Annotated in this window: 20 protein-coding genes; 8 read left to right on the plus strand and 12 right to left on the minus strand. The window is 39.7% G+C overall.

Annotation, left to right across the window (positions count from 1 at the left end; translation table 11 throughout):
* The first annotated feature begins 106 nt into the window (after window positions 1-106).
* The 7 genes from Bovatus_RS09870 (at window position 107) to Bovatus_RS09900 (ending at window position 6,945) form a co-directional block, all read left to right on the plus strand.
* Window positions 107-1,441, plus strand: coding sequence for an NADP-specific glutamate dehydrogenase (locus tag Bovatus_RS09870; RefSeq protein WP_004297671.1), 1,335 nt, complete (start codon window positions 107-109; stop codon window positions 1,439-1,441).
* A gap of 304 nt (window positions 1,442-1,745) precedes the next feature.
* Window positions 1,746-3,206: a catalase gene (locus Bovatus_RS09875; RefSeq protein ID WP_004297668.1), complete on the plus strand. Its 1,461-nt coding sequence runs from the start codon at window positions 1,746-1,748 to the stop codon at window positions 3,204-3,206.
* Between the two features lie 162 nt (window positions 3,207-3,368).
* Window positions 3,369-3,587: a helix-turn-helix transcriptional regulator gene (locus Bovatus_RS09880; RefSeq protein WP_004297664.1), complete on the plus strand. Its 219-nt coding sequence runs from the start codon at window positions 3,369-3,371 to the stop codon at window positions 3,585-3,587.
* On the plus strand, window positions 3,584-3,910 hold the full coding sequence (locus tag Bovatus_RS09885; protein WP_004297663.1) for a HipA N-terminal domain-containing protein: 327 nt from the start codon (window positions 3,584-3,586) through the stop codon (window positions 3,908-3,910). Before Bovatus_RS09880 ends, Bovatus_RS09885 begins: the two co-directional genes overlap by 4 nt.
* A 2-nt stretch (window positions 3,911-3,912) precedes the next feature.
* Complete coding sequence (locus tag Bovatus_RS09890; protein WP_004306852.1) at window positions 3,913-4,848, plus strand: HipA domain-containing protein; 936 nt, start codon at window positions 3,913-3,915, stop codon at window positions 4,846-4,848.
* Window positions 4,849-5,021: 173 nt separating this feature from the next.
* Window positions 5,022-6,149: a PCMD domain-containing protein gene (locus tag Bovatus_RS09895; protein WP_004297660.1), complete on the plus strand. Its 1,128-nt coding sequence runs from the start codon at window positions 5,022-5,024 to the stop codon at window positions 6,147-6,149.
* Between the two features lie 13 nt (window positions 6,150-6,162).
* Window positions 6,163-6,945, plus strand: a complete 783-nt coding sequence (locus Bovatus_RS09900; RefSeq protein ID WP_004297659.1) for a porin family protein — start codon at window positions 6,163-6,165, stop codon at window positions 6,943-6,945.
* 388 nt (window positions 6,946-7,333) lie between these two features.
* Here Bovatus_RS09900 and tnpC read toward each other — a convergent pair whose 3' ends face one another.
* The 4 genes from tnpC to Bovatus_RS09920 all read right to left on the minus strand — a co-directional run bounded on the left by tnpC (window position 7,334) and on the right by Bovatus_RS09920 (window position 11,578).
* Window positions 7,334-9,112: an IS66 family transposase gene (gene tnpC / locus Bovatus_RS09905; protein ID WP_004300191.1), complete on the minus strand. Its 1,779-nt coding sequence runs from the start codon at window positions 9,110-9,112 to the stop codon at window positions 7,334-7,336.
* 88 nt (window positions 9,113-9,200) lie between these two features.
* Entirely contained in the window at window positions 9,201-9,545 is a 345-nt protein-coding gene (gene tnpB / locus Bovatus_RS09910; protein ID WP_004297053.1) for an IS66 family insertion sequence element accessory protein TnpB, read from the minus strand.
* Between the two features lies 1 nt (window position 9,546).
* Complete coding sequence (locus tag Bovatus_RS09915; RefSeq protein ID WP_170834904.1) at window positions 9,547-9,915, minus strand: hypothetical protein; 369 nt, start codon at window positions 9,913-9,915, stop codon at window positions 9,547-9,549.
* 100 nt (window positions 9,916-10,015) lie between these two features.
* Window positions 10,016-11,578: a PCMD domain-containing protein gene (locus Bovatus_RS09920; RefSeq protein WP_004298014.1), complete on the minus strand. Its 1,563-nt coding sequence runs from the start codon at window positions 11,576-11,578 to the stop codon at window positions 10,016-10,018.
* A gap of 257 nt (window positions 11,579-11,835) precedes the next feature.
* Here Bovatus_RS09920 and Bovatus_RS09925 point away from each other — a divergent pair, with 257 nt between their 5' ends.
* Window positions 11,836-12,684 carry a helix-turn-helix domain-containing protein gene (locus tag Bovatus_RS09925; protein WP_004306845.1) on the plus strand — a complete coding sequence of 283 codons (849 nt, stop codon included), beginning with the start codon at window positions 11,836-11,838 and terminating at the stop codon, window positions 12,682-12,684.
* Between the two features lie 47 nt (window positions 12,685-12,731).
* Here Bovatus_RS09925 and Bovatus_RS09930 read toward each other — a convergent pair whose 3' ends face one another.
* The 8 genes from Bovatus_RS09930 to Bovatus_RS09965 form a co-directional block, all read right to left on the minus strand.
* On the minus strand, window positions 12,732-14,324 hold the full coding sequence (locus Bovatus_RS09930) for a PCMD domain-containing protein (RefSeq protein WP_004298011.1): 1,593 nt from the start codon (window positions 14,322-14,324) through the stop codon (window positions 12,732-12,734).
* Between the two features lie 2 nt (window positions 14,325-14,326).
* Window positions 14,327-15,580, minus strand: a complete 1,254-nt coding sequence (locus Bovatus_RS09935) for a hypothetical protein (RefSeq protein ID WP_004298010.1) — start codon at window positions 15,578-15,580, stop codon at window positions 14,327-14,329.
* Between the two features lie 4 nt (window positions 15,581-15,584).
* Window positions 15,585-16,430 (minus strand): hypothetical protein, encoded by an 846-nt coding sequence (locus Bovatus_RS09940; RefSeq protein WP_004298008.1) that lies wholly within the window; start codon window positions 16,428-16,430, stop codon window positions 15,585-15,587.
* A 12-nt stretch (window positions 16,431-16,442) separates the two neighbouring features.
* A complete protein-coding gene (locus Bovatus_RS09945; RefSeq protein WP_004306842.1) occupies window positions 16,443-17,186 on the minus strand; it encodes a hypothetical protein in 744 nt (247 codons plus the stop codon).
* Window positions 17,187-17,193: 7 nt separating this feature from the next.
* Window positions 17,194-19,365, minus strand: a complete 2,172-nt coding sequence (locus tag Bovatus_RS09950) for a DUF4493 domain-containing protein (RefSeq protein WP_004298005.1) — start codon at window positions 19,363-19,365, stop codon at window positions 17,194-17,196.
* A complete protein-coding gene (locus Bovatus_RS09955) occupies window positions 19,362-20,633 on the minus strand; it encodes a DUF4493 domain-containing protein (RefSeq protein WP_004321783.1) in 1,272 nt (423 codons plus the stop codon). The genes Bovatus_RS09950 and Bovatus_RS09955 overlap by 4 nt, the downstream gene beginning before the upstream one ends.
* Before the next feature lie 8 nt (window positions 20,634-20,641).
* Window positions 20,642-23,164, minus strand: coding sequence for a DUF4493 domain-containing protein (locus Bovatus_RS09960; RefSeq protein WP_004298002.1), 2,523 nt, complete (start codon window positions 23,162-23,164; stop codon window positions 20,642-20,644).
* Window positions 23,165-23,456: 292 nt separating this feature from the next.
* Window positions 23,457-26,432, minus strand: coding sequence for a PEP/pyruvate-binding domain-containing protein (locus Bovatus_RS09965; RefSeq protein WP_004298000.1), 2,976 nt, complete (start codon window positions 26,430-26,432; stop codon window positions 23,457-23,459).
* Window positions 26,433-26,434: the final 2 nt, after the last annotated feature.

Below are 26,434 nucleotides of genomic sequence, written 5' to 3' on the forward strand. Positions count from 1 at the left end.
TGTGCAAATCTGCTATATAGCACAAAAGCACATAGTCAAACGGTATATTAGCAAATTGTCAAATTAGCACTTTATTTATATCAACCAATTAAAGAAAAAAAAGATTATGAATGCAGCAAAGGTATTAGACGATCTGAAAAGAAGATTTCCCAATGAACCGGAGTATCATCAAGCAGTAGAAGAAGTACTTTCTACTATTGAAGAAGAATACAACAAACATCCGGAGTTTGATAAAGTAAACTTGATCGAACGTTTGTGTATTCCTGATAGAGTATATCAGTTCCGCGTGACTTGGATGGATGATAAAGGTAATATTCAGACCAATATGGGTTACCGTGTTCAGCACAACAACGCGATCGGCCCTTACAAAGGCGGTATCCGTTTCCACGCATCTGTAAACCTTTCTATCTTGAAGTTCCTTGCCTTTGAACAAACATTCAAAAACTCACTGACTACTCTGCCAATGGGTGGTGGTAAAGGTGGTTCCGACTTCTCTCCTCGTGGAAAGTCAAATGCTGAAGTAATGCGCTTCGTACAGGCATTCATGCTGGAACTGTGGCGTCACATCGGTCCTGAAACTGACGTTCCTGCTGGTGACATCGGTGTTGGTGGCCGCGAAGTAGGTTTCATGTTCGGTATGTATAAAAAACTGGCTCATGAATTTACCGGAACATTTACAGGTAAAGGCCGCGAATTCGGTGGTTCACTGATTCGTCCGGAAGCTACAGGTTACGGTAACATCTACTTCCTGATGGAAATGTTGAAGAGAAAAGGAACTGACTTGAAAGGTAAAGTTTGTCTGGTTTCTGGTTCTGGTAACGTTGCTCAATATACAATCGAAAAAGTAATCGAACTGGGTGGTAAAGTAGTTACTTGCTCTGACTCTGACGGTTATATCTACGATCCGGACGGTATCGACCGCGAAAAACTGGATTATATCATGGAACTGAAGAATCTGTACCGTGGCCGTATCCGTGAATACGCAGAAAAATATGGTTGCAAATATGTAGAAGGAGCTAAACCTTGGGGTGAAAAATGTGATATCGCTCTTCCTTCTGCTACTCAAAATGAATTGAACGGTGACCACGCTCGTCAGTTGGTAGCAAACGGTTGTATCGCTGTATCTGAAGGAGCTAACATGCCTTCTACTCCAGAAGCTATCAAAGTATTCCAGGATGCAAAAATCCTTTATGCTCCGGGTAAAGCTGCTAACGCCGGTGGTGTATCAGTATCAGGTCTTGAAATGACTCAAAACTCTATCAAATTAAGCTGGAGCGCTGAAGAAGTAGACGAAAAGCTGAAGAGTATCATGAAGAATATCCACGAAGCTTGCGTTCAGTACGGTACAGAAGCTGACGGATACGTAAACTATGTGAAGGGTGCTAACGTAGCCGGATTCATGAAGGTTGCTAAAGCAATGATGGCACAAGGTATCGTATAATCAGCAAAAGATATATAAGCTATAGTTTATTTAAAAGCTCCCGTCTTCCGTGAAGGAAGTGCGGGAGTTTTTTTATGCAATAAAAAGATGTACGACACCCGGGTGTCAGCACAATAATCTTTGTAGAAAAATAAATAGCAGACAATACACACACAATTCATAGTTATTCTCTATCTTTAGATAGAAATTATCTGTTTGACAAGCGAGCAAAAGAAGCCTATCTTTGTTATATATTATAAACCCCGGATGAAAGAATAAAAGGAAACAGTCTGCTTATACTTGTATCCGACTAAAAAATCTATTTATGGAAAAGAAAAAACTTACTGCAGCGAACGGTCGTCCTATCGCTGACAATCAAAACTCGCAAACCGCAGGTCAACGCGGACCTGTAATGTTACAAGATCCCTGGCTTATAGAGAAGCTTGCCCATTTTGATCGTGAAGTAATTCCTGAAAGACGTATGCACGCTAAAGGTTCGGGAGCTTACGGTACGTTTACTGTCACCCATGACATTACAAAGTACACCCGTGCTGCTATTTTCAGTAAAGTCGGAAAACAAACAGAATGTTTTGTCCGTTTCTCCACCGTAGCCGGAGAACGTGGAGCTGCTGATGCAGAACGTGACATCCGTGGTTTTGCTATGAAATTCTATACGGAAGAAGGTAACTGGGATTTGGTGGGTAACAACACTCCTGTATTCTTCTTACGTGATCCGCTTAAATTTCCGGATCTGAATCATGCCATCAAACGAGATCCGAAAACCAATATGCGTAGCCCGAACAGTAACTGGGACTTCTGGACGCTTTTACCGGAAGCATTACATCAAGTTACTATCACTATGAGTCCGCGTGGTATTCCTTATTCATATCGCCACATGCACGGATTCGGCAGTCATACTTATAGTTTTATCAATGCAGAAAATCAACGTATTTGGGTTAAATTCCATCTGCGTACCTTGCAGGGTATCAAGAATCTGACAGACCAGGAAGCAGAAGCAATAGTTGCTAAAGATCGCGAATCTCATCAACGTGATCTCTTCGAGAGCATCGAAAAGGGCGATTATCCGAAATGGTTATTCCAGATTCAGTTAATGACGGAGGAAGAAGCGGACAACTATCGTATCAACCCGTTTGACCTGACTAAAGTATGGCCGCACAAAGATTTCCCTCTACAAGATGTTGGTGTCCTTGAACTGAACCGCAACCCGGAAAATTATTTTGCTGAAGTGGAACAAGCTGCTTTCAACCCGATGAATATTGTAGACGGTATCGGTCTGTCTCCCGACAAAATGTTACAAGGTCGTTTATTCTCTTATGGCGACGCACAACGTTATCGTCTAGGGGTGAATGCTGAACAAATCCCGGTCAACAAGCCTCGTTGTCCTTTCCACGCCTATCATCGTGACGGTGCTATGCGCGTAGACGGTAACTACGGTGCTACCAAAGGGTATGAACCGAACAGTTACGGCGAATGGCAGGATTCTCCTGACATGAAAGAACCGCCTCTTAAAGTTACCGGTGAAGTTTACAACTACAATGAACGGGAATATGACGACGATTATTATAGCCAACCGGGCGACTTATTCCGATTGATGCCGGCTGAAGAACAACAATTATTGTTCGAAAATACAGCCCGTGCCATGGGAGACTCCGAATTGTTTATCAAACAACGTCATGTGCGCAACTGCTACAAAGCCGATCCTGCATATGGAACAGGAGTTGCCAAAGCGCTGGGTATTGACTTACAAGAGGCTTTGAAAGAATAATCTGCTATCACTTTCCTCTACAGGTACTCCTTCTTCCCAAAGAAAGAGTACCTGTTTTCTTATACCCCATAAGGTATAATTCATAAATCTACAACTAAATTTATACCCTAAAGGGTGTAAAATAGAAAATTTACATTATCTTTGTACCCAAAAGGGTATAATATGAACGATAAATCATTATCAGAATACGTCAAGCAAATGCGTAAAGAACATAACTTGACCCAAGTAGAGCTGTCCGAAAAATCAGGAGTCGGGTTACGTTTTGTACGCGAACTCGAACAGGGGAAACAGACTTTGCGTCTTGATAAAGTAAATCAAGTGCTTAGTCTCTTTGGAACGGAAGTGGGTGTTGTACCAATAAGTAAATTCAACAAGCTATGAGACAAGCACTCATATACAACCAAGACCAGTTGGCAGGATTGCTTACAGAAGATGAAAATGGCTATACCTTTCAATATGATACAGCCTACATTAAATCCAGCGATGCGGAATCTATCAGCCTCACACTGCCAATCTCGGAAAAGCCATATACAAGTCTAATATTATTCCCATTCTTTGACGGTCTTATTCCTGAAGGCTGGCTTTTAGATATTGCTGAAAAAAGTTGGAAGATAAATCGACGTGACCGTATGTCACTACTGCTTGCCTGTTGCAAAGATTGCATCGGTGCAGTTAGTGTGATTCCCATCTTAAATAAAGAATAATGATGAGCAGATGCCTATATTGTTATCAGGAACTTGGCGAGGGAGAAACTGATTTTCACCCTCAATGCGGAAAGAAAATATTTGGGAGCAAAACAGTTCCTCTCCTACCTTATACAAAAGCGGATATTAAGCAACTTGCCGAACAAGTCATACGCTCACAAACCACACTTACAGGAGTGCAAGCAAAATTGTCTCTCGATATATCATCGTCCCCCAACCAACCGCAACGCTTTACTATCGTTGGTTTATGGGGACGTTATATTCTCAAACCGCAAACGGAACAATTTAAATACATGCCTGAAGTTGAGGATTTAACGATGCATCTTGCCGAATTGGCTAAAGTGAACGTTGTCCCTCATTCATTGATTCGTTTTGCCGATGGCGAATTGGCCTATATCACTAAACGCATAGATAGAACCGCAAAGGGTGAAAAGTTGCCAATGGAGGATATGTGCCAGCTCTCGGAACGCCTCACAGAGTATAAATATAAAGGCTCTTATGAAAAGATAGCAAAGATAATTATGCAATATTCCTCTGTGCCAAAACTTGACGTAATAAATTTCTGGGAACAAGTCGTTTTCTCATGGCTGACCGGAAATGCGGATATGCATCTGAAAAACTTTTCACTTTATAGTCAGCGTAAAGGCTATTATTCACTGACCCCGGGATATGACATGATCTCTACGGCACTCCTCATGCCGGAGGACACTGAAGAATTGGCTTTGACACTTAATGGAAAAAGACGCAAAATCAAGCGTTCTGATTTTGAAGTTGCCATGAATAGTTGCAGTTTAGAGAAAAAGATCATAGACAACCTATTTTCTAAATTTACCAAAGTTGCCGAGAAATGGTTAGAGTTCATAGATATTTCTTTCTTGCCTAAAGAAATGAAGCAACAGTACAAGCTGATTATAACAAGGAAGTTAGATTTATTATAAAAACAGTGCTGGGATTTAAAAAAGAATAATTCATTTATAACATTAATTTTAAAAAGGCGCTAATTTTATTGAATTACTTAAGTGATGAAGTACTGCATTTCAAAAAAGAAACTTAACTTTGCAACCAAGTTTTATAAAAGAGACTGAATTAGTAAACTAAAAAGGAAAATCAAATGAAAATTAAGACTTTAATAGCCTATTTCATCTTTACATGTGCAATATCTTCCTGCATACAGGATGAAGCATTAAATTCAGAAGCAGCCATTGATGTTTGTTCAGGCGATGATGTGCAATTGGCAAATATCGATGCAGATTCTAAAGTAATCAATGTATATGTAAATAAAGGAGCCGACCTTTCCAAACAAAAATTAGAATTTACACTTCCACAAGGAGCTACAATTAAAGTAAATACTCCAATAACTGGAGATACTGAATCTACCTATGATTTCAGCGAAGAACCGCACTCCCGTAAATTCACTGTTACATCAGAAGACGGTCAATGGCAGCCTGTTTATACCGTTAATGTGATTTTAGCGGAATTACCTACCCTTTTCAAATTTGAAGAATTACTGACAACCTCCAGTGAATACGATACATTTTACGAATTTACACCTGCAACCTCACAAGAAATATCTAAAGTATTACAATGGTCAAGCGGTAATCCCGGTTTTAAATTAACGGGTATGGCTAATTCTAGAATAGATTACCCAACAGTACAAGTTGCAAATGGTTTTAAAGGTAAGGCTGTAAAGCTAGAAACTCGTAATACTGGAGATTTTGGTGCAATGGTAAAAATGTATATTGCTGCTGGAAATTTATTTATCGGGACATTTGAAGTAGAAAATGCACTGACAAATCCTAGAAAAGCAACGAACTTTGGTTTTCAATTTTATAAACATCCCATAGCACTTAAAGGATATTATAAATTTAAAGCTGGGGAAGTTTATTCTGTAGAAGGACAGCCACAAACCGGAAAAAGGGACAAATGTGATATTTATGCTGTTATGTATGAGGCAGAAAATAATTCTATCATGCTTAATGGTGATAACGTATTTAACTCTGATAAATTGGTATTATTAGCACGAATAGAACCTGAAGATATTGTTGAATCAGATGAATGGAATGAGTTTACTATACATTTCGAATCAGTAAAAGGACGAGAAATTGACGATACGAAACTACAAAACGGTAAATATAAATTAGGTATTGTACTATCATCCAGCGTAGATGGCGCCTATTTTAGAGGAGCTGTCGGTAGCACTCTATACGTTGATGAGCTAGAACTTATTTGTAAAGAATAAAAAAACTAATACAATGAAAAAATATCAATCAATCAATATTATAGTTGTGCTGCTATTTGTAAGCATATTCACAGCTCAAGCACAGGAAGAAAGAAATCAAGGTATCATCTGGTCTTATCTACATGGATGGGAATATGGAATAAAGGCCGGTTTCAGTATTGGTGGGACTTCACCATTACCTCTACCAAAAGAAATCCGTAAAATTGATAGTTATGCGCCAGGAATCGCAATTTCAATTGAAGGTAATGCGACTAAGTGGTTCGATCCCAAATGGGGGATGACTGTAGGAGTACGACTTGAAAATAAGAATATGACCACCGAAGCTACCGTAAAAAATTACGGTATGAAAATTATTAATACTAATGGTGGAGAATTACAAGGATTATGGACAGGAGGAGTAAAGACCAAAGTTAAAAATTCATATCTGACAATTCCGGTAGTTGCTAACTATAAGATAAGCAACCGTTGGAAATTGTCTGCAGGCCCATACATATCATACCTCATCGAAAGGGGATTCTCCGGACATGTATACGACGGTCATTTACGTACCCCAGACCAAACTGGCTCACGAGTAGTTTTCTCTGGGGAAAGCATAGCTACCTATGATTTCTCCGAAAATCTCCGAAAATTCCAATGGGGACTACAACTAGGCGGTGAATGGAGAGCATTTAAACATCTAAATGTATACGCCGACTTAACGTGGGGGTTGAATGATATTTTCAAAAAAGATTTTGATACAATCTCATTTGCCATGTATCCTATTTATTTGAATATAGGATTTGGATATGCATTTTAGTATATTGTTATATTAAACGATCCAAATATTGTGTCAATAAAAAACTACGAGAATTCTTCTCGTAGTTTTTTCATTTATGTATGGGCTAAATCAATAAATACAGGAGTAGTGTCTAAGAAAAATGGACGTCTCAATAGACCAACACTCATAACATATAATTTAATTACGGTACATTCTTCATCTACACCTTAAACTTCATACCCTAGAATAACTATCAACAACTACAAAAATCCCTCCACTCATTTATTCTTCAGATGATAATAAAGAACAAGAGTGAAGGGAAATAAAACTAAATTATATTGTAACCATACTATTTTCCGCCACGCCAATTTTATCGGCTGTCTTTCAGCCGATAAAATAAAAATGCCCGTAAGAAAATATTTTTGTTTTAACATTCCGGTTTATAGAAACATGGCAGAAGAGCCTTCTTGTCGCAGTCCTTACCATGAAGAATACATTCAAACAAGTGTTTCAGGTAATTCTGAGGGTCTATGCCGTTCAACTTACAGCTTTCTATCAGAGAGAAGGTGAATGCAGAGTTTTCTGCCGCATCCTCACTGCCAACGTTCATACAGTTCTTGAGCAGCAGCTTTACAGGTTTCATCCTTTGCTCACAGAGGTTGTTCGAGATTTCTGCTGAACCGTCCTTGAGGATATTTCTCAAGGATTTCCACTGGTTTATCGTATAGTTCACGGCCTTTCTCATCAGTTCGTTAGCCATAATCTTCGCATCCTGCATCATAATGACCACCTTATGATGGATACGTTCAAGAATCGGTCCTGTTAGCTTAAGCCTTCTTTCCTTAATCTGCTCACCGCTGAGTTTCATCATACGGAACAGGTCTTCATTTCTGAACATCTCACCGATAGGATCTATTATGTCCATCGCTGTTCTGTCTGAAGGCAGGGCATCAACCCACAACCTTCTACAATGCGTCCAGCATCCTATATGAAGCACCTTTGAGTCGTCTCCGTCAAACATCCTGTAAACCGTATATCCGTCAGTGGATATGGTTCCCATAAAATATTCCAGGAATGATTTTGCCGCATCGGACGACCTGCTGCCGTTATTATAGTGATAATAGACCATCTTAATATGCTTGGCAAAGAAAGCCCATAAGTACTTTCTCCTGTAAGCCTTACCTTCCTTTGTTTCCACTCCAACAAGCTCAGTAGTCTCATCAACCATAAGGTAATTAGCTCTCTGTACAAACTCCTTGAAGACATCTTCCATGAACTCCCTTAGTTTGGCGATTCCGTTATGGATATAGCTGTTCAGCGTGGTATTGCTTATGTGGATACCCTCTCTTGCAAGCAGTCTTATCTGTCTGTTCTCAGGCATGCTGAAGTCATATTTCAGACAAAGCAGACGGGCAAGCAGTTCAGGAGAGAAGATACCTCCAAGGTTTTTCAGCGGATGTTCCATGGTGCTTGTGAAAGTGCCGTCCGCAAGCTTTACCCTTGCCACCTTGTAAACATGCTCCACGTTATAAGCCCTTACATGTTCTATGACCCTGTATTCCCACACATCAGGCATACCGTTGCGGTTCATAAACCGTCCCCCTTCTGGAAGCGTGTAATACTCGTCCACTTCATGTACTACCACCTTGTCAACTTTCAATTTTGTTTTCCCGGCACGTGGTGCGGTTTCCTTTCTCCTTGAAGGTTTGCTGTTCTGGGCAGGTATGTTGCCGGAAGAGGTATTGCTGCCGGTTTCGTTATCATCGGTCTTATTATTATCATCCTTCCTGTCAGAACCGTCATACTCGGATTGTTCCAGAGCGGACTTGTCGAGATTACGGTTGTTCAACAGCCTTCTTTGCTCGGAAGTACGGCCGAAACGGTGTTTCCTGCTGTCCTCAAGCTGAAGTCTGAGATTGGAGATCTCGTTTGCCAGCATCCTGTTCACCTCATCCTTTGCTTCAAGCTGCTTTCTCATAAGTTCCATTTCTTTCCTGTAATGTTCAACCGTGGTTGACTGCTTTTCGATGGTATCTTTGAGATCATTGATGGTATCTATCAGATTTTTAGAGTTCTCCCTGTTGGATTCTTCAATAGACTCAAGCCTCGCAATCAATTCTTTATTCTGTTTGCGAAGACCTGCCTTTTCCTCATTCGCCAGACCCAGCTGGCAGCAAAGTAACTCGTATGCTCTTTCATCAATCATGATATAAAGGTACGAAAAATCAGGCACTTACGCAAACTTTTTACCGTTTATTTTTTATACTATCCTGTTGATAATCAGTATGTTAATATTAGCCTTTCGGACTAACGTACATCTTGTCAACTACAATGCTTTCCGTAAGATAAGCCATGTCCGACCACTGTATCCGGTAGCACCTGGAGACTTCATCAAATACAGGTTTCTTGAATTTGCCCATAACAGGACGTTTTTCGTAAAGCACATAAAAACCGCGTTCGTAATGAAGTATCTTCACAACCTTTCGGTTCCGGGACATGAACATATATACATTGGACGCATCGCTCGGGTCAAGGGACATTTCTTCCCTTATACTCTCACACAGACGGAAAATGCCTTTCCGCAAATCAACATTACCGTTAAACAGGTAATAGTTAAGGTTAGCACTCAGTCCAAGCATATCATCCTATCATTTTATTAAGCAACAGGCTCAAATCAAGAACGGTGGTGTTTCTCAGGAACAGTGTTGCGCCAGACGCCAGCTGTAACTTGATCCATTTTATTGGTGGTTCACCTTCAGGATGTTTCACGTCCAACTTCACAGTTGGACTATTGCATGGTTTCCCGGTTATCTGGACTTTGGCAACCTTGGGCTGCTCAACCTGGACTGTCTTGCCTAACTTCTCACTCCACAACTGGTGACGCTGCCAGTTCATGAACTTGTCGTAATTTACACCATAATCAGCACAGAACTCTCGAAGATCTTTGGTCTCGCTGCATAACTGGTAGAGGTCATATACCTCCTGATAGTTTACTTTTTCTTTTGCCATAATCATTCTTGTTAAAGGTTACGGCGCAAAGATATGGCGGCTAACAACTTATGTCAAGGCGGAAAATAGAATGGTTACAATTATATTTATTCTATATCTACTATTTTTCAGCTACAACTTTCACATTGTCCACTATCAAAGTACTCCCAGGTGCTCCACTAAATTTATCACCATTTTTACTAGAAGAAAATACAATAGCAAATCGATACTTTTTAGTAGGATCATAATCTTTCTCATAGTTCAAAGTAAGGGTAATATCTTTATAATCTTCTTGGACACCACTAGAGAATGTTGCCATTGCTATAACTTGATCTGTATTAGTATATAAATTTGCCCCAGTCAATCGTTTATCATAAGCTTTATTATTAGCATCATCAGGGTCCACCGTCTCCCAATATGGCACTTCATAAATAACAGCAGTTACACTACATTCATCAGTTGTATTAGGATCTTCAGTAACTGCTTCAGCTTTTACCGGATCAGGGCATGTATAATACACTGCCCCCGGAGTATATTTATAAGAGAATTGTACAGAAATAGGTTTAGAATAATATGGATTACCAAACTTAGTACTATTCAATGTATTCTGAATATCAGTTTCAAATGTCCCTAAAAATAAAGAACCAGAAGTCACTTTAGGAATAGCTGGTATTTTAATAAAACCCCAATCAGCCCCTGCTTGTCCTTTAGTATCCAATGTTATCAATTTCACTCCAACAGCACCATCTTTAGCATCCTCACTTTTAACAACGGGATAGTCACCATTATATACATCAGGATAAACAGTCTTTATAAACCACACACCTGTGTTAGAAGTAGCCCATCCCCCATCCGGTTCTTCAAAAGCTCCATCATTTAAAGACTTCCAGGTCTCAAAAGAATAGTAGTCAGAAGATCCAGCTATAAAAACTGAATATTTTTTAGTTGTACCATCTTCAGCAGTGACAGTATATTCCACCTTTTTGCCATTCGAGAAATCCTGCGCAACACCTGAAGCTGGAGTTATTTTAGCTTTCGATGATACCACAATAGTAGGAATCATTCCAGACAAATCGTCATCAACAGCAGCATCGCTAACCTTAAAAGTTACTATTCCTTCCTCTTCATTAATAATAGGTTGTTCTGTTACAATATCATCGTCCAAAATAAAACTTATTATTTTAGCCTCCGAACTTTCACTACCTGTCAATTTACGACCAACAAAAGTAGCCTTTACATTTTGATTTAAAGGAGCACCAACCTTTACACCTATTTCAATATTAATATTGCTACCTTTCACAGTACCAGAAATACTAACAGGGCAATTACCAAGTGGCTGTACCAAATCTAGATTCTGTTGACCTTCAAAAGCATAACCACCATCTATAGCTTTCACAGTGCAAGGATCAACTTCAATATCACCAACATTTACCAAAAAAGTAAAATTCTTCAATGATAATGCAATTTGGTTAGTTTCCTTATTAGACTGTGAAATTGTGATTTTTTGATTTTCGGTAGTTCCCATTTGATTACCATCCACATTCACAGACAGATTACCAACATAGCCTCCAGCCAATTCTGTATCTATCGGATATTTCACTTCATCGTCATCATCACTACAAGACGTAAACAATGTCGCAGTACACAATACTGCAAACAGATAATAAAATAATTTCTTTTTCATTTCTAAATTCTCTTTTTAATTAATACTAGCAAACGCGCGATATACCATCGCACCAATGCCCAAATTTCACGTTGCAAAATAACAATCTAATTTAATATAACACAAGGTCTATTTTTCTTGTTTCTGTTCCATTTTGAAGAAAAACACCATATTTCTTTTATAAAACACCATTTTTTCACCAGCCAATATATTTTTGGGGAAATAAAAAAGACTTCTATTTCCCAAAATCGGTTACCTTTGCATAAAGAGAATGCATGATGAATAAAGAATTACCTAAAATAGACTTGCCAGAAGAATGGCTCATTGGTACAGGTATTAATAAGGATTTACTCAACTTGTACACGAATTTTCCATGCCGATTAAAATCGGAGATTTTCGTATTATGCATGGATGGAGAAATAGAAGCTTCAGTCAATCTGAACCACTTCACAGTACACGCTAATGATTTCGTAACAATTATGCCGGGAAGTATTATTCAGATACACAGTCTAAATGGAGAGCCTGTCCTTTACTTCGGCGGCTTCTCATCCAAATATATAGAACAGGCTAGTTTAAACCATGCAGCAATTGATACCTTATTTGTGACACTGGGAAGACCGATCATCTCATTGAAACCGGAGGGCGCCAAGCTATTGGAAGAATATCTTCATTTTTTAATAAAACTTTATTCCTTTTTCGACGAAACAACACGCAAAAGTATTACTCCACATCTATATAATAACATACACGCAGGAATAGCCGCCATGTATAAAAACCGGCTGCAAAATACAACAGAGAATCTATCAAAAAATGAGCTGATTTACAAGAATTTCACTCAACTAGTGATGCAAAATTATAATCAGACACGCAATGTAGCATGGTATGCTGAGAAACTAAAAATTACACACAACCACCTCTGTACTATAGTAAAACAGGTTACTGGGAACACATGCATAGAAATTATTTCTCACATGGTCATCATGGATGCCAAATCACAATTGAAATCGACAAGACTCTCTATTCAAGAAATTTCCGATTCACTCAATTTTGCCAACACATCGTTCTTCGGCAAATACTTTAAACGATATGTTGGCATGAGTCCATTGGCCTATAGGAATAATGGGTAAATGACCGGACACTAACAGATTATCTTCGTTATATGCTATAAAGCCAATCAGTTATCATAATCGTATTCCAGACTAAACTCATCCACATAAAGCACACTACCGGACGCTCCAGTAAAGAAATCACCATATTTGCTTGCAGAACATACCAGGACGATATAGGTTGGTTTTCTGTTCGTAGCCCTATATTCCAGTTTCAAGTCAAATTCCTTATACACGGCAACAGGAGTTCCCGATGTAAATTCAGCATAAGCAATCACATGCTTATCATTTTTATCAAACAATTTCCGGTTAGAAGGTTTGGTGCGTATTTCAATCGGACTATCCCAATCACCAATGGCAATATAGATCGAGCAGGTATCTGTCCTTCCTTTTAAATAATTATATTCAATGGAAGAGTTATCAATGACTCCGGGCTGGTACTTATAATATCCTTTCAGATGAGTAGGATAAGCAGAGAACGATTGCCCAAAGTTCAAGATACCATTTGTTCCGTCGGTTGCCACATATTTACCGACAAAGAGGTTACCGGCAGCTAATTTTCCGGCAGAACCTACTCCCACAAACTTAGACTCAAGCTTCGCAGCCATACCGGTTGTTTTACCCGACCATATATCTTCGGTAGGAACAGAGTTACTGTCACCTAAGGTTGTAGCTCCTTGATTTCCGGTATCCCAGAAAGGAGTTTCATTACTTCCCCACGGGTTCCAGACTTTACCACTCTGATTCCAATTATCAAATGTACCACCTGTTAAAGGAATCGCAGCAGTCGTTCTAAAAGTAATCTCTTCACCACGATCCTCTGTACCATCCACCAAAGCACGGCACACATATTCCGTGTCCGCTTTCAAATGCGGAACACAAACATAGAAATTTACTCCATTCTGTACAACGATATCCTGATCTACCCTTGTCCATTCTTCTGATGAAGCTTCACGTATTTCAAAGCCGTTCACTACATCCTCCTGTCCTTCTCCATAAAGCCATGCTACATTAGTCCAGCCATCCGCCGAATTAGTAAAGACAACCTTATCCGTGATGAATGCGTACAAACTCCACTCTTCGGTTTTTCCTTTAAATGTCACATTTACTTTCTGCTCTTGTGTAAAGTCCTTCAAAGTGATAAAGTCAGGCGAAACGGTAGAACTGATCGGCCCCAGCTTCAAATCTTTCACAGTTATTTTGTTGAGCATCGTATTTTTATTGACATAAACGATAGCTTGTCGAGCTTTTTCGTCAATCACAGCTCCTCCGACCTGATTCTTGACGCTAAATACGCGTTCGACGGTCTGGTTGGCTATAATCTTCCATCGATAATCTTGATACAAAGACAATACCACTTCTTTAGGAGAAGACAAATCAATCGTTGTATTCACCTTCAAATCCGTATTAGCCTCTTCCGAATAATCGAAACGAGTGACAATCACTTTCTTCAAATCCACAGAATCGAGCAAGTCTACTGTTACTGTACGTTCTTCATTATTAATGACTGCACTACCAATCTGTCCATTCACCTCAAAGCCGGTAATAGACAATCTGACAACAGGATACGGCAAATCGTTCTTGACGCATGATGAAAAAGCAAATGCAATGCAAATGCATATAATTAAGGATAAAAGTCTATTTCTGCCTTTACTTTTCATGATTACATACTTATAGTTAATCCTAAATTAATATCAAACAAATTTATTTTAAAGTTGGCTCCACCGTTCGTACGGGAACCTTTCTCACCAAGATTATTCACCTGACTTTCCTTACGGTATTTCAAGCCTATCACTCCCACACTACATTCCACACTCACATTTTGCATAATAAAGACAGCCACTCCGGGATTAATCCCCAACTGTGCCTCAAATATATTCGTTTTGGTATTCTTCAAACTCTCGCCCGAACCTCTTGTAAACTCCGAATGTCCGAATCCCAAACGCAGATTGGTTTCATTGAACAATCCGAAACGTTTTCCCGGATCCAACCCGATATAGGAGCTATGGAAAAAGGTGCAATTATACAACTCTTCTTTCAACTTCAATTCCTTGAGAGTGAAATTCACGTCATCATCAATCTTAAAACTAACATTGCCTAAATGACCGTCCGTATGCTTATAACCGAGCTTTACACCCACTACCTGATTATCTTTGAAAAAATAACCGATAAAAGGAGCCACATTAATGGTACGTGCTTCAAAATCAAAATTATCGAGGTAAGTAAACAATAATTTAGAGTCCTCACTGTTATAATCCCAAAATGAAAAATCCGTACCAAACATCCATTTTCCTTTAGGCATAAAGCGATAATTCACAATGCCACGATCAAACCGCCCTACCCTTTTGATTCTCAATAAATCAATGCCTCGCTTGGTCTCTAACGTATCACTTTTCCAATCGAACTCTCTTTTAACCGTTTCAACCGCGTGAACCGGAAGTGCAGCTGTTATTTTACTATCCTGTTGACGCTCCGACAATACAAGGTCACAAATAGTTCCTTCTAACTTCAAAGGAGTATTGACAACATCAGAAGCCAATTTTATATCCGTTGAAGAAACCGGCGGAACAGCTACTGCTTCTCTCTTAGACGCAACCTTCTGCCTTTTATCTGCCTGCTTTTTATCTACAAACTTCCCCACTGATCTTTCTTCAGATTTCTCCACTGTTCTTTCTTCAGGCTTCTTCACAACCTTTTCCACAGAATTCTCTGCTGGAGACACGTTTTCCTCCACTTCTCCAATTATCTGGCAGGCAGAGTCCACAGCAGCTTCAGGTACCTGATGAGTATCCTCTACTGATGACAATACCTCCTGTTTGTCTTCCTGTCCCTCACTTTTTATTCCATAAAAGAATACCAAGCCGGCACATACAACCAGAAGCAGGAACAGTAATATGTATTTTTTTCTATGTCTCATAAAATCATAAGCAAATCGTCAATCCTAAACTAATATTGAAAGGATTCACCCTAAAGTTAGATCCACCCGTCATCCGTTTTCCCGTCTCTCCCAGATTATTTTTCTGTTTTTCCTGCCTGTAACGAATGCCGGCTATTCCGAGCGAACATTCAATACTTACATTTTGCATGATAAAAACAGCCAATCCCGGATTTATTCCCAATTGCACCTCAAATATATCTGTTTGAGTATTAACCAGATTTTCTTCTACACCACGGTCGAATTTAGACTTTCCAAAATTGAACGTCAAAGCAGTCTCATTGAACAATCCAAATCGTTTACCGGCATCCAAACCTACATAAGAGCGATGAAAGAACGACACGTTATACAAATTTTGTTCCAACTTTAAATCTTTCAAAGAGAAATCGACATCATCATCAATTTTCAGCGTGATATTATTCAAGGCTCCCCGCATATTCCGGTATCCGAACTTCAATCCCAACACCATATTATCACGCACGGCATAGCCGCCATACACAGAAAAATTAAGGTTACGCCCGTCACAATCAAAATTATCAAAGTAGGCAAACAGCAGTTTATTATCCGCACTATTGTAGTCCCAGTATGACATTGTGAAACCAGAGATCCACTTCCCTTTAGGAATGAAACGATAATTCATGATTCCACGATCATAGCGTCCGATACGTTTGATTCGCAGGAAGTCCAAACTCCCTTTTACCGGTAGCGTATCCTTCTGAAAAACGGGGACAGAATCTTCTACCTCCAACGATTGACAAACCGTTTCCGTCTTTCCCCACAAAGAGAAAACGAATACAGACACCAGTACTGTTACCAATAACCGTTTATACATTCGTCTTGTTTTTTAAAGGTAAAAAGCTATTCCCAGTCCTATACTGAAAAGATTAATTTTAAAATTGGCACTCATCGACGAACGGTTGCTTTCGTAAATCCGGTCCGTCACTTGATGGGTTCGACTGACATTCAGTCCCAACACACCAATGCTTACTTCCACTGCCGTATAATTATTGATAAAGGCAACCAAACCTGGACTCAAACCAACACTTGCATCCAAAGAAGTCTGATATACTCCTGTCAGGTCATCCCCTTTACCGTTCACCACTTTTGAAACAGAACCTCCCAACTCTAACTGCACTTCATTGAATAATGCAAAACGCTTGCTAGTACCTAAATTGATATAATTTCTCAAGACAGCAATTCCCGAATAAGAGTTCTTCAATTCATACAGGTTACTAATATCAAAGTTGGTATCTTCATCAATATTTACACTGATATTATTTAGCTTGGTATACGTCCGGCTATACATAAAACGTCCACCTGCAGCTACATTATCCTTAAAAGCATAACACAATACCGGACTCACTTTAAAAGCATACCCTTCTCCACTCAAATTCTCTATCACCAGAAACTGATAGTTATCATTTGAGTATTGAGAATAAGAAACTGAACTACCCACAATCCATTGTCCCTTAGGAATGAAAGTTCTCATTTCTATATTCCGTTTGAACTCCTGTTGCGCGCATGTTTGCGTCGTTCCAACAATTATTCCCAAGATTATCAGGAATGAAGTTTTGATAAAGTAATTCATACTTTGCTTATTCATAAATTAATTCCAAATCATCAAGCCACAAAGTACTGCCCGTACTTCCGGTAAAATAATCTCCATATCTACTTGCACTACCCACTAAAATAATATCAGTCGGTTTACGGTTAGAGCGATAGTTAATCGGGATCTCCAGTTTAATCAATCCTTCACCCTCCGTCGACTCTTTAAGAATACACTCTCCATAGCCTATCACATTCGAAGAATTTGAATCAAAAAGCTGCCTGTCAGCAGGCTTTGTCTTAACAAGTACCGGTATATCCGTTTCTCCTTCAAAAGTCTGATGTGGCCAGTCACCCAATGCTATATAAATAGAGCCCATGTCTTTACTGTTTTTCGGCAACTCACTCAATGTTGAATAGTCCACCGTACCAGCTACATATCTATAATAAAGCACCAATTTCGATGGACGTGAAGTGAAAGGACGTCCAAACCGTAAGATACCGTCTGTTCCATCTATTTTCAGGAACTTCCCAACAAATACATTTCCGGCAGCAAAAGCACCAATTCCAAAAAGAGCCACATATTGAGACTGTAATTTTGCAGAATAATTCCCGCTGTGCTTAATGGTTGCGTCATACGTTGTCACATTCTTATTCAATGTAGCAGAACCCGTATTACCACTATCCCAGAACATTTCTCCACCACTCTTATAAATATAAAGAGGAGAACTTCCATGCCAGTCTTCAAACCCGGCATTCGGTAATTGCGCAGGAGCTTCTGTAGTGAATTGTTTTGTTTCTTTCGCTGCAACAGTACCAGCCATTGCCTGATATTCATAGGTTATACCAGGTTCAAGTCCGGTTATTTGACTCGTAAATATTTTATTATTCAACACAGCCTGATTCGAATACATCCAGTCATTGGAACCAAGCGCCCGGTAACGGAAATTCATTTCTGTAACTGAAGCAACCAGACTACCATACAGAGTGGCTTTTGTTGACCAAATATCGTTCTGTGTAGCAATATCCTCGGTAGCAACCAAAGCATCTGTAGCGATAACCGTCAACGTTTTCGCTCTATCTTTTCCATTCCGGTCCCTTACTTCAATGTCAAATCGATAGGTGTTATTACCGTCGTCAATCGAATTAGTCATTATCTCTCTCAAGTTTTCCTTAAATGCAAACTGAACCTTTGTCATATCCGCATTAAATTGGATACTAAATCCAAGATTATCCAGTTCTCTTATCTGAACTTCAGTCAATTCCATCAAGTCGAAAGAAGAAAAATGGGTAATTCCCAACCGTGCAAAATCCGCACTCGTCACTTTCAGTTCAGTAAAAGGCACACTGGCAGCCATCCGCACAACAATAGGTGTTTCCTTGTCGAATTGCGCACGATAAACTGCATTATCCAACTCATAAATCTGATCATTCTCGATTATCTTAATAACAGGACGTGCTAGTATATCTACTTTCTCATCCGTCGTCAAAGCTGTCTCAACCACATTTACAGAAATCATGCCACCACCCACTTCAGAGGAAGAATTACTAAAAGTCAAATCATATCTGGTTGCTTTCCGCACCAAATTAATAACTCCACTTTTGGTTATTTCTGTTTCACTGCCGTTAAGTTGCCCAACAAAATTCCATCTTAATTGGTTTTCATCATCCAACAGCATAAAATATCCAAGCTGGGATATATTATCCTGTGTATATTCCAAGGTTCCCAATCGGTTACTCACCGTAATTTTATAAGTAGGAAATGCCTCCTGTAATTCGTCAGACAGAACCAGACTGACTACTGTATTGCGAATGCCACACACTACTGATTCCGAAATAGCCGTCCCTTTTGAAATTGTAAACTCTTTCGTCCCCTTGAAATAAGAATCGGTAAAAGATGCAGCTACAGAATCACCCGCAGTAACTTCCGCTTTATAATTGTCGGGAACTAACAGTATTTGTTCCGGCATTTCATCCAAAGTGGCGAATTTACGCACCAAGCCCTCCGCGTTACGGATATACACTTTACACTTCTGAAGCAATTCTTCATCGGTAAGCGTAGCTCTCGTTTTTCCGGCAGAAACAGTGGGTAATTCACGTTGAACACCTATCTTTAAAGATAATGCACCCTCTCCATTATTTGTCAGATCACTTTCACGGCAGGAGACACAAACAAGTCCAACAATGAAAGCTATGACTAATATATGTATCAGTTTTTTCATTCTGTTTTCTTTGCTATTGATTTCAATGCTAAAGTAGCTGTTCTCGTATTATTTGCCTGATCGACAACGGTAATAATAAAATTATGAGAAGCAAGTCCATACAATCCGAGTAGCGGGGTAAACTGTGTAATATCAAACACCAAATATTTCACTCCGATCACTTCACTGCCCACCGGGAAACCTAAGCTCTTCAACGCTTTCTCCAAATCAGCATTTGCAGGATGTGCCAAATCAAATTCGGAAGACAAGCCTACCGACTTCAGAATTTCAGGCGTCAAAGTCTCCGAATCAATCTTCACTTTCAAATTTTGAATGCCATTATCTGCCGTGATATTAACAATAATAGTTTTGGTTTCGTCTTTCTCGACTTCTATCTCATCCATTATATTGAAACCTTGTCCTACGATTGTCGGTGCACTTGTACCAGGATTTACAGATGGATCTTCCGGCAATATATCTTCTGCTCCCGGATTAGCCCAAGCAAGCAAATCCACTTTCTTACATACCGCATCCAGCTTTACGCTTAATCCCATGTCACCCACTGAAGGTATCTCCAGATTAAACATAATGTTCCGGTGCTCTCCACCTTTCACATTGCTGAAACTGGTTTGCTCTTCTGTCCATTCCCCATCTACCGTTCCCTGGAAATGAACAATAATGATATTGCTTACTTCGGCAGCTTCAAAGAATCCGGCACGTCCACTTCCAATATCGTTATTATTAAAAGTCAGTTCACCTGTACCGACTTTTATTGTAATGGATTGGTCACCACCGACTTTCTGCTTCAAATCATCATTGAGATCGACTGTCACCATTATATTCTGCAAGAAGCATTTAATTACATCAACCGATGTAACCTCATCTTTCTTTATTGTAAAAGTCTGGGTTCCTTTATAGAAAGGTTTTTCCCATTCAGCAGGTTTTACGTCATGTGATAATGCTTCAATCTTATAGTTACCCACATTCAAGGTCAAGATCTCCGGCATATCTCTATATCTTGTATATTCCTTTACCAATAAATTATTATCAGTTGAATAAATCCGAATGATATAATCATCTGTATTGATTGCTTTACCGTCCGCACGTGACAGCACATCCACAGAAACAGAAACACTTGTTCCCGCAAGTCTTACCTGTCCTTCGCCTTGATTTGTATTCCCGGTTCCTTCGTCGTCCCTTCCAAAATCAGGGTTATCATTCATACAAGCACTGCATAAACCTAAGATGCTTGCCAAACATATAAAAACGAGTTTTTTTATTGCTTTCATATTACTCATTACTTATATTCTAATATTATATTTTTATCTATATACAATTCACTACCAGTAGAAACAGCTTCACCCTTATTATCCGTTGTTTTAATCTTACTGTCTTCAACACTTTGAGTGTTTGAAGCATTGGAAGAAGAGGCAAACATCACTCTTAAATGAGTCGCTTTTTTCTCAAACATCGTATTATAAGTTAAGTCCACCGTGAAGTCCTTTTGAGAACTCGTCGCTGTTAAGACTTCACTACCTTCGGCCAGCTTTAATGTTTGTCCTCCTTCGCGGTTTTCTACTATTACAGTTACAATACCGCCCTGATCGTTATTAGCTACATAAGTATAAGTACCCTTTAGCTTTATCGGACGGGAAGTGAAGGATATACCTTCATTATAGATTTCGACATTAGTAGAATGGTTATAACTATAACTTCCCAAGAAAAGCTTACCGGCAGAACGATGACCATGCGTAGGAGGCGTAAGATCAGTTAAGCTATTTCCAAACAAAGCACTTTTCCCTGGAGGATCTGCTGAAGTCATGGTCCATGCAACATTGCGCATTAAAACACCATTATTTTGTTTGATGCTAGAAGGAACCATATACCAAGAATTTAGATTGCCACTAGTTGGTACAGTTTTCTGATTAACAGTAACCCAAGCCCCATTTCCATCTAAATCAAAAACAGTCAAATCTGTTGTATCAAATTTATAAGTTCCAAAAGCACCATGAGTATACTTTCCTCCTTTATTAATAGTTCCACTAAAGATTGTCTTACCCCATCCCTGCGTGAAATCCGGAAGCTGTATTACACTCTCTGTTGCCTGCATAACAGGAATTGAATAAGTCGTACCATCATCACAAGTCGTTCTGAAATAATAAGTAGTTCCCGGAGTAAGTCCTGAAATGACAGCCTTTCCAGTGGTTACATCCAGTTTCAAATCTTTGGCATCCACTTTCGTCCACGTACTTCCATTCAAAGAAATATATGCTTCAATAGCACTCATCACATTAGACATATCTTCGGCATATTCAGGTATAATCGTCATTTCAGCCGTGTATGACCACACATCAAACGGTTCGAGGATAACACTATAAGAAGGTATAATAACAGCTACGGAAACGATGGCTGATTTCAAACCATTATATTCAGCCTGGAAGTCTTTGGCTACAACTCCCATATCAATACCACTTGCTTTTATATTGTAATATCCTTCTTTTCCTTCTATCGGAGTGATAACCGTATTGTTAATCAAAGTCATCACACCATAATAACGATAATAGAGCTTAATATTCTGCGGATTGCCTTCTTTCAGTTTCACCGGAATCGTCACTTCTTTACTCTTCATCTTCACAGGCTCCGTAGGCAGCAACATAAAGTTCTTAGGCGTTGTTATATTCAACACATAATCTTCACTTTGCTTACCATAAGTACTAGTGGCACTCAAATAGAATAAATGAGTATCATTATTATCCGTGATATTCAGATTAGGAATCAAACCAGTAAAATTAATAATACCCATCTGATCCTGATTAATACCAAAGCCAATCAACTTCACACCTGATTTGTCCAGCAATGCTTGATCTTCAGGAGTAAGTGCCGCCAGATTAAATCCTTCCTCCGGCCAATCGGGTAAATTAGGAGAAGTAGTTCTAAGAATACATTTCGTAAAACCGCCCAAAGAAGTCAACAAAGCCGATAACTGATTCGATTCAATCGGATTACCGTCCCACTGATTACCATCATTACTTGTTTTCTCAAATCCGGTCAATGTGAAATAAGGAGGTTTAATATTCAATGCTTTATCCGAAATATCCAAAGTAATGGGTCTGACTTCCGTTACACGGTCAAAAACAATGCTCAACATGGCTTTACCAGCGTCCACATTCATTTGCAAATGATAATGATGTTGAGCTAACGCCTCCTCAATGGTAGCCACTTCAATAGTAGTCGGACTTAGTCCGCCATTCACTTTCGTGAAAGTCAGTTTTACTGAAATTCTACCCGGCTTCACATAAGCAGCACGTGTTTCTCCGGACGAAAAAGAAACTTCACTTCCCAACTCTGCCTGTACGGTAGAAGAATAAGTCTTAAAATACTGTTTGAAATCATCCGTGTATTCAATACTTATTTTAGTATTGGCCAACTTACAAGTAGTTTCCACAGGAGTAGTCTCGCCACCACGGATGTTAAAATCGGTAGTACCCTCATAATAAGGAGAATCAAAGCCTTCCTTCTCAATGTCACCATAGAAAGCTTTCAAGGTATAACTTCCTACCGGAAAAGTAGTGTCTTCATCATAGTCACTCAACTTATCCCAGGAAGCCTGCACTTTGTCACCTTGCAACACAGAAATAGAGAAATCTTGTATGGAAGGCAGTACTTCCTCACTCGAGCGTGTCGTAACATCTGTCACCGAAGAATTTGCGGATAGATGCAAGCTCATTCCGCCAAAGGCACCCGAACGCTTTTCATCGTTTACACAACTGCACAACAATACAATCTCTAAAAATAAAATAAACTTCAAAATACCCTTCATACCGAATTAAATACGCCTTTAAATAATACGGAGTCCCTCTCTCTGAAATCAAAGATAAGCTTAAATACCTAATATACAGGTGCTATCTTGTAAACTAACCGCAAAAATACAGTTTTATTTCTTTATAATAAAGTATCTAAAGAAAGTTTTATTTCCGAATATGAAAAGAAGACCACAATTAAGGCCTAGAATATGAAAAATAAAACATTTTTTAAGAGATATAACATAAAAGTTCTGCCTTTCAGATGAAAAACAGAACTTCATTATGTAATAGTTAAAACGTTAATAAAGCTTATTTATCGACACCTGGCATCAAGACCACTCCCAACTTCTTTTTGCCGTCCATCTTGACTACCACAGGCTTTTCAAAGCGAACGTGACGGAGATAGTTCGTTTCCTGCACTGCCGGTTGCGCATTGAGGAAATCCTGATTATATACTCCATCATTCATAAAGGCGTTGATCGTGAAATACCCTACCCCGAAAGAAGTCAGATTCTGGAAAAAGTGTGTCCCCTGACTGGGATCTACCCGGTAATTAGTCAGACCGGCTTCCACAATCACACGGGCAGCTGAAATATGAGGCCACTTCACCGGAATACCAAGCCATGCATCACTGCTCCCCCAGCGTCCCGGACCAACCAATATATAGTTCTTTCCTTCGTTCAGGAACTGTTGATTGATCTTTTCTATCTCCCAAGCAATCGTCTGATTATTGGAGGCACTATAATTGTCCGTTTTTACATAAACCACATCATATACCTCATTCATAATGCCGTGTCCCAATGAATTATACGAACGGAGAATCACATTCTCATCAGGAATCTCGTTCAAATCTTCGTCCAGCATTTCTTTGCTGTCTACGATAGGACGAATCTGCAATAGATAGAAAGTTCCGGATTTATCATGTTCGCGACTTAACGTTGCAGCAAATTCAATTTCAACCGGACGGCGCATCTCCTGTTCACCATATTTCAATACTAACTGCAGAATACGAGCTAACGGAAAAACATCATGTTGCAGGATATTAGCAAAAGTAATCACCTTACGTCCTCCCGGATATAAACCATCACGAATGATCTGATCGTACGGATCGTAGGTAGAAGCAATATAACGCAGAGCACCGTCACTTTCTGCCTCTTTGACATGAAGTTTCAGCAAATTAAAACCATCGTCGATAGAAAAATCATGTCCGGCATTTTTCAAATCCAATGCATAGAAACGGGTTTGAGTCTCCTTGAGAGCAATTTCCATTTCGCTGGTCTGTAACACCTGATTAGGATGATAAGGAGAAAAACGAAGGGTCATGCCACCGTCAACAATATATTTTCCTAATCCCAAAGCCAGATTCACCGTTCCCTCTTCTGCCTTTTCATTCCCCAACGGATAATAATTGAGCGAGCGTGCCACACCGGACATGGAAGGATAATAACGGTCACCATACTGATTGCCAACTACTTCCTGTAAGATAACAGCCATTTTCTCCTGATCGATTACATTCGACGTAGCTTGCATATACGCTTTGCTGTCACGGAAATAAACCGAAGCATACACCCCTTTGATGGCATCGGAAAGCATCCGCAACATTTCATAGCGGTCGTCCAGATAAGGAATCATGTAAGTGTTGTAAATTCCGGCAAACGGTTGATAGTGAGAATCCTCCAACAAGGAAGAAGACCGAATGGCAATCGGAGACTTCACGACATCGAAGAAAGTGAAAAAGTCCTCTATCAACCGGTCCGGTAATTTAGCCTTCAGGAAGTATTTCAAAATCGTAGCATCATCCGCATCCGACAGTGCAATCTGATACAAGTTGTTGGTGTCCATGAACTCATCAAAGACATCCGTACAAAGCACCACTGTTTTAGGAATAGCAATACGCGCATTTTCAAACTCGTCAAACTCCGGATGACGCTTCACCATATTATCAATAAATGCCAGTCCACGCCCTTTTCCTCCGAGAGAGCCATCCCCGATACGGGCAAAGTTAGAATAACGGTCGAAGCGATCGCGCTTAAAGACCGCCACAACTCCCTGGTTCTTCATCTTACGATATTTCACAATCGCCTCAAAGATGATTTTACGGTGAGCATCCACATCCTGAAGACTATTCCAGGTTATCGGTTTCAAAAATTCAGCCACCGGGAACATGGCACGTGAATAAAACCAACGCGACACGTGATTCCTGCTGATATGATATAAGAAAGATTCCGCAGGTACGGCAAAAAGAATGTTTTGCAGCTCCTTCAAATTCCGGACGCGGGCAATCTCCTCCCCGGTATCCGGATTGCGGAAAATAAAATCACCAAAACCAAAATTATCGGAGACGATACGGCGCAAATCAACGTCCATCTTCTTGGAGTTCTTATCGATAAAGCTAGCACCATACTTGACTGCATAAGACGAATTTTCAGATTCGGAAGACTGAATAATCAAAGGAACAAACGGATCATTCTTACGTATCTCCGCACACAGCTTGATACCTGCCAGACCGTCTTTCTCTCCCCGTTCCACTTTCGGGAAACGGACGTCAGTGATTACCCCCAATATATTATTCTGATACTTATGATAGATCTCCATCGCCTCCTGATACGTACGTGCCAACACTATTTTAGGACGTCCGCGCATACGGAGCGTACGCTGGTGTGCATTCAAGGCTTCGGTAGAGAATTCCTGACTCTGCTTCAACACGAACTTATACAGATTCGGCAAAATGGAAGAATAGAAACGAATGCCATCTTCCACCAAAAGAATCAGCTGCACACCGACCTCCTGTACATCGTGTTCCAGATTCATCTTGTCCTCTATCAACTTAATGATAGACACCAACAGGTCGGTATTACCCAACCAGCAGAACACATATTCGAACGCACTTAAATCTTCATTGATAATCCGTTTGGTAATACCATGGCTAAAAGGAGTCAGTATGACGATAGGAATATGCTCGTATTTCTCTTTGATGTGACGGCCGATATCGAAACTGTCATTATCCCCCGTGCTCGGCATACAAATCACCAGGTCGAACGACATATTTTCCAACTGTGACAATGCTTCCTCCTCCGTAGATACCTGCGAGAAACGAGGTGGATAGCGCAGAGACAAAGAAGTGTATTCATTGAAAATCTTCTCATCAATGCGCCCGTCATCCTCCAACATGAAAGCATCGTAAGGATTAGCGATTAATAACACGTTAAAAATCCGCCTTGTCATCAAGTTAGCGAATTGCGTATCTTTGAAGTAAAGCTGGTTTAATTTATATTTACTAAGCATAA

It is taken from the genome of Bacteroides ovatus, assembly GCF_001314995.1.
In the GTDB taxonomy this organism is placed as follows: Bacteria; Bacteroidota; Bacteroidia; order Bacteroidales; family Bacteroidaceae; genus Bacteroides; species Bacteroides ovatus.